Source organism: Rhizomicrobium sp. (assembly GCF_056722145.1).
Map to the genome: position 1 here is coordinate 1 of NZ_JBWZET010000094.1, position 9252 is coordinate 9252.

Consider the following 9252-nt stretch of genomic DNA (forward strand, 5'->3'; position numbering starts at 1 on the left):
GAGGCGCACGGCGATGCCCTGAAGCGGGCGAAATCGTTCCTGGCGGCGCTGGAATCCAGTGGCGAGTTGTCGGTGGCCAAACTGACCCTCGCCGGCAGCCAGATTCACGAGTTGGCGGCCCGCTAAACCGGCGTGCGAGGGGGACAGCAAAAGTCCCTTTTCCGTCCCGGCGCGGCAGGCAATGATGGGGCATGTCGTACCAATTGCCCGCCAACGTCGCCGTCAACCGGCACACGGTCGAAAAGGGGTTCTGGAAGAAGCTGCTCAGCCTCGCCGGCAAGGTGCCGTTCGCCGAAGAGCTGGCGGCCGCCTATTTCTGCGCCTTTGATGCCGCGACGCCGACCAAGGTCCGGGCGATGCTGATGGCGGCGCTGGCCTATTTCGTCTTGCCGTTCGATGCGATTCCCGATTTCCTCGCCGGCATCGGCTATACCGACGACGCCGCCGTGCTGGCCGGCACCATCGCCCTCGTTGCCCGCCACATGAAGCCGGAACACTATGCCAAAGCCCGCGCCGCGCTGGGGCTGAAACCGAAAGACTCTGCATGAGGCACGCCGAAGTCGAGAAATTCTGTCTGTCGCTGCCGGCGACCTCGCTGGTCGTGCAATGGGGCGACAGCCGCGTCTACAAGGTCGGCGGCAAGGTGTTCGCGATCCTCTGCCCCGCCACTGAGAAGCCGCACCACATCACCTTCAAGGTCACCGAGAACAGCTTCGAGATTTTGACCCAGGACCCCGATTTCGTGCAGGCGCCCTATTGTGCCAAGCGCAAATGGGTATCGCTCGAACGGCTCGAGGCGCTGTCGACCAAAGAGCTGAAAGCCTACCTCACCCGCGCCCACGCCCTGATCGCGGCGGGACTGCCGAAGAAAACGCAAAGCGCGCTGGGATTGGACGAGATCGTTCGCAGCAACGCGGATTAACCCTTTCTGCCCCCGCGCGCGAGGCAATCTCATCGCTGGCACATAGAGCGTGGGGGAAGTGCCGCATGAGAAAAATCGTGCGCCCGTGCGGGGCAGAAAGGCTTACCGCATCACCGCGATCTTGGCACGCAGGCGTTCGGGCGGCGTGTTGGCGTTGCCGACGAATTCGATGCCGAGGCCGTGCTCGTGATGGCGGGCGATGCGCCCGGCCAATTGGCCGATCAGGATGAACTCGCCGACCGGGGGGCGGATGTCGGTCTTGACCGACACGCCGCTGACCGACAGGTCGAGCACTTCGCAGGGCACGATCTGACCGTCATGGCGCACGAAGCGGGTCAGGCCGCGGGTCGGCGTGCGATCGTCGCGCCTCAGTTCGGATTCGTCGAGCAGGGCCTTGTTGAGGAACAGGGTGAGCTGCTCGGCCGTGCGCTCGCGCTTCAAGGCGGTGGAGGCGAATTTGAGACCCAGCCGCGGCCCGTCGTGGCGCGCCACCGTGCCCTCGAACCGGCCGAAGGTGTTGGCGTAGAGCACCACCGGGGTGTCGACCGGCAACAGCGCCTCGGTCGCGACCGAAGCCCCGCCCGGCGACAAATCGACCACGGTGCAGGCGAATTCCTCGGAGGTCGCGGGTACAAACAGTTTGCCGGGCAGATCGATACGGATGCGCCGATAACGCCGGCGGTCGGCTTTGGCTCTGGCCAGCACGGGGTCCATGTCGTTCATGCCGGGCACGAGGGACGCCCCTTTTCGCAAAAAACTGCCGTCTTGCCAGTTTGCGTCCTATTCCATAACGGACGGTTTATGACCGATCGTTTAGGTGGATTGCCGTTCATGGTGAATGCTGCGGCGTAAACGCCTGCTTAACCCGGGACCAACAACGCGGTATAGGAAGCGTCCCCGGTTCATCGGAGAGACTTCATGGCGACGAAATTTGATGCGCGGCCGCTGCTGGCCCTGTGTGCGGTAGCTTTGGCCGGTTGTGTCAATTTCAGCCCGCTTGACGACATCGAGACGGCGACCCCGCCGGCCGATCCGTTCAACCAGGCGCTGTTCAAGAACTACGCCTTCCTGGCGCGCTCGTTCGGCATGGTGGGACAGGCCCAGTACGGCTCGTTCGATCAGGACGCCTCGATCCCGCTGACCGAGACCCAGGGCAACGTCGCCGATCTCGCCAATACCTACGCCGACAAGGCGATGCGCCTCACGCGCGACGAGCTGGTCGATCCCGAGCCGAGCCGCGACATCAAAACCCACGAGCAGCGCGACCGGCTGGTGCGGGCGCTGTACCTGGCGCACGAGGTCTATCCCCGCGATGCGGCGCGCGCCCAGGTTGACTGGGATTGCTGGCGCCTGAACCTCAGGGTCGCGGCGCAGGCCGCCGCCGCCGAGAAATGCCGCCAGTCGTTCGAGATCAGCCTGCCGCGCCTCGAATCGGAAGCGGCCGTGGTCGCGGCCCAGAAGGCGAAAGACGACGCCGCCCGCCAGCAAGCTGCCCAGCAGGAACGTCAAGCCGCGCCCGGCGACCTCTCGGAATAGGCGTGACCAGCGGTCGCGGCCGTTACCCTTTGTGACGGCGATATCGGGGCAAACGCTTTCGCGCCCGGGCGTCAAAGCGTAAGCTCGGCCCATGAGACCGATCCTCGCCGCTGTCGCCCTTCTGTTCGTGCTCCCTGCCAGCGCCCAGACGCTGCGCTACCCCGTCAAGACGCTCGACTTCGACATCTGGTGCACCGAAGTGGCGCACCTGTCGGGAAAGCGCTGTGACGCCCGCCGTCAGGAGGATGTCGACAAGTTCGAGGCCTACCGCCACACCTATGAGCGCTACGAGATCCAGCACCTGCGCGACAAGGAAAACGTGCTGCATTTCGACGACACGATCCTGAACAACGATCCGGTCGACAAACGCCCCGATTCGACCATCGCCCAGCCGCCCAGTCCGGTGGCGGGACACTGAGCACCAAAGAAAAAGGCCGGGATCGCTCCCGGCCTTAAGTTTTCCAAGCATCAACGGTGATCCGGAAAAGGACCCCACCTCCCGGAGCTGGAAACCTAGTACTCGACCCAGGCTTCGCGTTCGGGGCCGAAGACTTCGAACAGCCGCTCCAGGCGCGGGGCGGACTTGAAATTCGTGTTGGCCGGACGATCGTGGCTGACGACGAGGCGCAGATGCGGGGCGCGCGGGTGGCTGCGATAGATCGGCGGCGGCGGGGGCGGCGGCGGATTGGCGTTGGTCAGGCCGCGCGGATCGTCTTCGCGGATGATCTGGCTGGCGGCGAGGCGCTGGAAGGCGATCGGGCGGCCGTGCAGCTGGCTGATGTCCGACAGAATCTGGATCATGCCGAGGAAGCGGGTCGGGCCGCTCTCGCCGAACTTGATCGGCAGCAGAATGGTTTCGAGCTCGACCATGCCGCAGTCGGCGGTGGCGCCGATCGAAGTCAGGCACACGGGCTGCTTCAGATTGAGCGCCTGCTGCAGCAGCGAGCCCAGCGCCATGGAGGATTGCGCTTCCCAATGGGCGAGGTAGCCGGTGCCCTTGAGTTCGAAGCCGAAACGCTCGCACATCGCGGTGCCGGCGAGGCGGTAGATCGGGCGATTGGGGTTTTCGGCGTCGAGAATGAAGACGAACGGCAGCAGGCGCTTGATCGAGCGCGGGTCGATATCGGTCTGATCGGGAACGTCACGCCCAGCGCGGAGCCGCGACCAATACCCCACCAGCAAATGGCTGTTCTTGTGTTTCATGACCCTGATGCCTTCCTCGGAGCGGGCTGTTCCCAGATCGGAACAGCATCTCGCCGCTCGGAAGGACATTCAGCGAAACCCGTGCCACACGGCGTTCCGGGCTAATTGCTCCACGGCCCTTTGGGGATGCGGGGGCCGAAGAACGGCACGCTGGCGGATTTGAAGAACGGCGTCAGGGCGATGCCGGCGGCAAATCCCCCGACATGGGCCCACCACGCAATCCCCGAAGCATCCGGCCAGGTCAGTGCCAAAAGCTGCATCAGGAACCACACCCCGACCACCCACACCGCATTGATCCGGAAAGGATAAAGGATGATCAGCAGCGGGATGAGCACGGTCACCTTGGCGCGCGGATAAAGCAGCATATAGGCGCCCAGAACGCCCGAAATCGCGCCCGACGCCCCCACCATCGGCGCCGGCGAGGACGGGTCCATGAACGCCATCGTCAACGCCGCCGCCACCCCGCACAGGAAATAGAACACCAAGAAGCGCGCATGCCCCATCGCGTCTTCGATGTTGTTCCCGAAAATCCACAGATACAGCATGTTTCCGGCAAGGTGCCACCAGCTGCCGTGCAGGAACATGGCGGTGAAAATCGAGACGACCGCCGGTATCCCGGGTGCCTCGATTTGGGGCGACATCAGGCTCGACGGCGTGAAGCCGTAGTGCAGCAGGAAGTCGCCGTAGGCGTTGCCCTGCAGCCGCGACTGAAACACGTAGACGGCGATGCACAGCGCCATCAGTCCTATCGTCACGAAGGGCGTCAGCTTGGTCGGATTGTCGTCCGAGATCGGGATCATGCCGCTTCCCCCGCCCGGCACGGGCCGGATGGTGTCCCGATTTGAACCGCCAATCGCGGCTTTCGCAAGGCGTCTGGTGGCATGGATCGTGAAGCGAGGGCGACGGTCATAAAGCTGTTCCAGGCCCCGTGAAGGCCGGGACACCGATGGAGCTATAGCATGTCGACCACGCCTTTGAAGATTGCAGCCGCCATGCTGGTCTCCAGTGCGCTGACGCTCGTTCAGGTGGCAGAGGCGTGCAATACCTCGAGCGGTACGCCCCGTCCCGCTCCCCATCCGACGCCGGTGAGCTGCCCGGGCGGGGTGACGGTCAACCATCCGGTCAACGTCAACAAGACGATCAACATCAACAAGCCGGTGACGATCGACAAGTCCATCACCATCAACAAGCCGGTCACCATCGACAAGTCGATCAACATCACCAAGACCATCGACGCCTCGAAGACCATCAACATCAGCAAGACGATCACCATCGACAAGGGCGGCTCGGCCGGCGCGGAAGCCTCGGCGTGGGCAAGCGCCTGGGCTCAGGCCAGCGCCAATGCCAGTGCGAGTGCCAACGCCAGCGTGTCGAACAACATCGTGATCTATTCCGGCTACAACGAATACATCACCGTCAACAACCGCATGGGGGGCGGCGGCGACATCGGCGCGGCGGCGATCGGCACGGCAGCGGCGGGCAGCACCTGCGAAATGCAGGATGCCACCGTGATCAAGGCGGTGCATGCGGTGTGCCTGTCGCCCGACGGGCACGAGTTCCCCGCCTCGCACATGAGTGAACAGACCTGGGTCGATTCCGGCTTCGAAGGTGAAGTGCTGCGCTGCATTCCCGGTGCCCATTTGAAAGTCACGGTCGGCGACGTGGCGCAATCCGATCAGGGCATGGCCGGCACGTTTGCCTCGGGCGCCAGCCTCGAATGCGCACCCAACGAAGCCCTGCGCCATTACAAGGACGGCATGCTGAAGTGCGTTGCCAAGACCCCGGTCAAGGACTGCACCGAGCGCACCAATTTGCGCCGCTGGGGCACCGGCGATTTGTTCTTCAGCTTCCGCACCAAGGTCTGCGCCCCCAAAACCACGACGGCAGCGCGCGAACTCGAACTCTCCGGCATGAGCCTGACCGGCGGCGTCGGCGAACAGTAATTCCGCTACTGCCCCCGCGCCCGCGGGGGCCGAAATCATAATCTGAAGCTCAGATTCACGGCGCCGAACTGTTCCGACTTTTCCTGCGTCTTGTATTCGCGCGTGCGATAGACATGGGTGAAGGCGACGCGCAGGCCCGAGAAGGTCATGGCGGCGCCGAGCGTCAAGTCGCCCACCCACCAGTTCTTGTCGACCGAGGGGCTGTCGCGCCAGGTGTTGCCGTCGAGGAAAATGTTGCGCGCGATCGCCCGCCCGTCGACGCCGGCGAAGGCATAGAGCGAGAACCCGCCGGTCGGTTCGAAGAAGCTCGAGCCCGGCAGATTGGGCTCGATCCGCGGCGGCCCGAAATCGTCGGGCAGGTTGAAGCCGAGCCGCACCATCGCCCCGGCATTGGCGTAATCGTAGACCGTTCCCGCCGCGCCGCCGAAATGCGGTTCCACATCGAGCACCACGCCCAACAGCGACTGCGGCGGGATCACCTTCAGGCTGCGATCGTAAGTGAGATTGAACGCCGGCTCGTTGTGAAGCTGGTAATGCCAGCCCTTCGGTTTCAAATCATCGAGCACGGAGTGGGCAAAGTCCTGTGCCTGCTGCGCCAGCGCCATCGGACCGACGACACCGACCTGCACCTCGAGCTGATCGAGCCGCTCGGGATTGGCTTCCATCAATCCGATCGTCGCGTAAAGGTAGCCGGCATACGGCCGCTCGGTCGCCAGCGGCACGGCGAGTTCGGTGTGCAACGGCGTGAAGATCGACTGGCCGAGCGAATAGGAAGTGCGCACCAGCCCATGATCGGCAAACAGCGGCAGCGCCCGCGCCAGGCTCACCATGGCGTCGACATTCTGGCTCGGCCGCGTCGTGTAGGTCAGCTCGATGCCGTTGGTGTAGTCGCGGTCTTCATTGAAGAAGACATCATTCTCGACGATCAGCGACAACGCTGCGGAAGGCTCCACCACCGCGCCTTGCTGCGCCAGCGCAGGCGACACCATCGCCACCGCCGCCAAGCCTGCCCAAGCCACTCGCATGCCGCCGCCCGCCGTTTGTTCCACCGAGCCTAAACGCGCGGGATGACGGATGGATCATCGCTAGTCCGGGAGAATCTGTCGAAGGGGGCCGCAGAATTCCAGACGAACAGCACCAAGTTTCTGGTGTCACCAAAAACGCTGAAATTCCAAGTACTTCGCTAACGGAATAGAAAATCCCTTGTGTTTTCAAACATCTATGTCGATATTCATGAATAGTGAAAATGGACTTTCACTATTTGGAGGGCTTCATGGAGGCAATCTCAGCCGCCGATATTCGCGCGAGAATTGAGCGAGACAATCCATGGTGGCGAGAACCCTGTTTCTCCTTACCCGAGGCCAATCTACCAAAGCGTGTCTACTTTCGACCATTCCAGAAACTCGCGCTGAACTTTGACGTCAAGCGCGCCGCCATACTCCTCGGGCCCCGACGTGTCGGTAAGACCGTTTTAGTGCGCCAACTTATTCAAGAAGCGATTGCGCATGGCGTATCTGCACCAAACGTCATGTACGCGAGCATTGACGCGCAGATTTATGCCGGCATGTCGCTCGAAAAATTCCTCGAGTATATGCCCGCAGGAGATGGTCAGCGGGTCGTAGTGTTTGACGAGATACAGTATCGCCGAGACTGGGAAATCGAACTCAAGGATCTCGTTGATAGCTATCCTGAAACCAAGTTCATCGTAAGTGGCTCAGCTGCTGCGGCGCTTCAGTTGAAAAGCAGGGAATCTGGCGCAGGAAGATTCTCTGACTTCATGCTCCCGCCTCTCACGTTCTATGAATTCTTGCTGTTCTTGAATGAAGCCGACAAGTACATCTCAGAAACCACAGCGCGCGGTGCAGGCGTTAAACAGGAATTCGAAATTCTCGATATTCAGGGGCTTAACCGCAGGTTCGTCGATTACCTCAATTGGGGCGGCTATCCAGAAGCCGTTACAAATCCTCAAATACGTGAAAACGCCGAACAGTTCATCAAAAACGACATCATCAACAAGGTACTTCTTAACGACCTGCCGAGTCTCTACGGGATAAATGGCATTCAGGAATTGCGCACGCTGTTCAGTTTCCTCGCGTACAACGCGGGCAACGAAGCAAGCCTAGAAAATATCTGCCAGGGTTCGGGCCTGAATAAGCCGACAATAAAGCGATACATAGAGTATCTCGAGAGTGCGTTCCTTATCATCAAGCTCACGACGGTCGATGATAACTGCCGAACGATGAAGCGAGAACGCAACTTCAAAATCTATCTCAACAATCCGTCGATGCGAGCCGCGTTCTTTGCGCCCATCGACCCGACCGATTCAACCCGAATTGGACAGCTGGCCGAATGCGCGGTCTTTTCACAGTGGCAGCACGCCGCCGCATTCACAAACCTTCGCTATGCACGCTGGCGAAATGAAGGCGAAGTCGATATCGTATATCTCGACCCCGGAACCCAAAAGCCCCGCTGGATCGGCGAGATCAAATGGTCGGACCGACTAAACGACAGCGAATGGGAACAAACAAAAAATCTCATCGCGCTTCTGCGCCGCCACCCCACGATTAAAGAGTGTTTCACCACGACAAGAACGGTTGACAAGCAAATTACGCTCGAAGGTCGACCAACCCATGTCTATCCCACTGCGGCCTACTGCTACATCTTGGGAAAAAATATCACGTCTCGCCTCGACACGTTGGTGATGAGCCCTCCGCAGGAAGGACACTAAATGGGAGTGTCGATTGGGCAATGAGGATAGCCATTCGCGAAACTCTCTTCGACACTTCGTTCGCAGCACTTCGCGTCCGCAATTGAATCGCAAACAATTCAGAATTGGTACGTTCGTTTTTTGTTCCGCCCAATCCCTCGTCTCTGCGCGCCCTGGCTTTTTTTGATCTTCCGACCGGGGCTGGCCGCGGCCAAAACCCGCCGTTTTCGGCCTGAGGCGACGTGGAACAGGAATCTGGCGCCACCCACCTTGACCCTTCGGCTTTGGTGCGTATATTGCGCCGCTCCCCGGGAAACCCCTCGTTTCCCGGAAAACAATTTTATTCAGGGACTTAGCTCATGTTCGCGGTAGTCCGCACGGGCGGCAAGCAGTACAAGGTGGCCAAGGACGACGTCCTCGCCATCGAAAAAGTCGCAGGCGAGGTCGGCGCCGAACTGAAACTCGGCGAAGTCCTCCTCATCGGCGGCGAGTCCGTCAAGACCGGCGCCCCGCTGGTCGAAGGCGCGACCGTCACGGCGGAAATCCTCGCGCAAGGCAAGGGCGAAAAGGTGGTGGCCTTCAAGAAGAAGCGCCGCAAGAACACCCACCGCAAGCGCGGTCACCGCCAGCACTTCACCACGGTGAAGGTGCTCGGCATCACGGCGGGCTAAGGAGTTAAGTCATGGCGCATAAAAAGGCTGGCGGTTCTTCGCGCAACGGTCGCGATTCCAACCCCAAGATGCTCGGCGTGAAGCTGTTCGGCGGCGAAGCTGTTGCCGGCGGCAATGTGATCGTGCGTCAGCGCGGCACCAAGTTCTATCCGGGCGAAGGCGTGGGCATGGGCAAGGACCATACCCTCTTCGCGCTTCGTGACGGCCAGGTCTCGTTCAAGACCGGTTACAAGCGCCGTACCTTCGTGTCCGTGATTTCGGCCACCAACC

The 9252-nt window shown here is 61.4% G+C and carries 12 protein-coding genes; 8 read left to right on the top strand and 4 right to left on the bottom strand.

The features are described 5' to 3' along the window. Positions 1–191 precede the first annotated feature (191 nt). Positions 192–548 carry a YkvA family protein gene (locus AC1P6P_RS05365; RefSeq protein ID WP_481401405.1) on the top strand — a complete coding sequence of 119 codons (357 nt, stop codon included), beginning with the start codon at positions 192–194 and terminating at the stop codon, positions 546–548. Then, on the top strand, positions 545–922 hold the full coding sequence (locus AC1P6P_RS05370) for an MmcQ/YjbR family DNA-binding protein (protein ID WP_481401406.1): 378 nt from the start codon (positions 545–547) through the stop codon (positions 920–922). Before AC1P6P_RS05365 ends, AC1P6P_RS05370 begins: the two co-directional genes overlap by 4 nt. 102 nt (positions 923–1024) lie before the next feature. Here the strand turns inward: AC1P6P_RS05370 and AC1P6P_RS05375 are convergent, their stop codons facing one another. Next, entirely contained in the window at positions 1025–1645 is a 621-nt protein-coding gene (locus AC1P6P_RS05375) for a PilZ domain-containing protein (protein WP_481401416.1), read from the bottom strand. Positions 1646–1840: 195 nt separating this feature from the next. On the opposite strand from AC1P6P_RS05375, the gene AC1P6P_RS05380 reads away from it, so the two are divergent. Then, the gene (locus tag AC1P6P_RS05380) at positions 1841–2458 is read left to right on the top strand and encodes a hypothetical protein (RefSeq protein ID WP_481401407.1); all 618 of its coding nucleotides are present in this window, start codon (positions 1841–1843) and stop codon (positions 2456–2458) included. Positions 2459–2549: 91 nt separating this feature from the next. Then, positions 2550–2876: a hypothetical protein gene (locus AC1P6P_RS05385; protein WP_481401408.1), complete on the top strand. Its 327-nt coding sequence runs from the start codon at positions 2550–2552 to the stop codon at positions 2874–2876. A 95-nt stretch (positions 2877–2971) separates the two neighbouring features. Here the strand turns inward: AC1P6P_RS05385 and AC1P6P_RS05390 are convergent, their stop codons facing one another. Beyond that, a complete protein-coding gene (locus AC1P6P_RS05390) occupies positions 2972–3661 on the bottom strand; it encodes a PAS domain-containing protein (RefSeq protein WP_481401409.1) in 690 nt (229 codons plus the stop codon). Between the two features lie 101 nt (positions 3662–3762). After that, positions 3763–4461 (bottom strand): rhomboid family intramembrane serine protease, encoded by a 699-nt coding sequence (locus AC1P6P_RS05395; RefSeq protein ID WP_481401410.1) that lies wholly within the window; start codon positions 4459–4461, stop codon positions 3763–3765. Between the two features lie 159 nt (positions 4462–4620). Here AC1P6P_RS05395 and AC1P6P_RS05400 point away from each other — a divergent pair, with 159 nt between their 5' ends. After that, a complete protein-coding gene (locus AC1P6P_RS05400; protein ID WP_481401411.1) occupies positions 4621–5604 on the top strand; it encodes a hypothetical protein in 984 nt (327 codons plus the stop codon). Positions 5605–5639: 35 nt separating this feature from the next. On the opposite strand, the gene AC1P6P_RS05405 is transcribed toward AC1P6P_RS05400, so the two are convergent. Further along, entirely contained in the window at positions 5640–6629 is a 990-nt protein-coding gene (locus AC1P6P_RS05405) for a lipid A deacylase LpxR family protein (RefSeq protein ID WP_481401412.1), read from the bottom strand. A 248-nt stretch (positions 6630–6877) separates the two neighbouring features. Here AC1P6P_RS05405 and AC1P6P_RS05410 point away from each other — a divergent pair, with 248 nt between their 5' ends. The 3 genes from AC1P6P_RS05410 to rpmA form a co-directional block, all read left to right on the top strand. After that, positions 6878–8332, top strand: a complete 1455-nt coding sequence (locus AC1P6P_RS05410) for an ATP-binding protein (RefSeq protein WP_481401413.1) — start codon at positions 6878–6880, stop codon at positions 8330–8332. 338 nt (positions 8333–8670) lie between these two features. Next, positions 8671–8982, top strand: a complete 312-nt coding sequence (gene rplU, locus AC1P6P_RS05415) for a 50S ribosomal protein L21 (protein WP_481401414.1) — start codon at positions 8671–8673, stop codon at positions 8980–8982. A gap of 11 nt (positions 8983–8993) precedes the next feature. Then, positions 8994–9252, top strand: a 259-nt coding sequence (gene rpmA, locus AC1P6P_RS05420) for a 50S ribosomal protein L27 (protein ID WP_481401415.1), incomplete at its 3' end; no start/stop codon positions are given.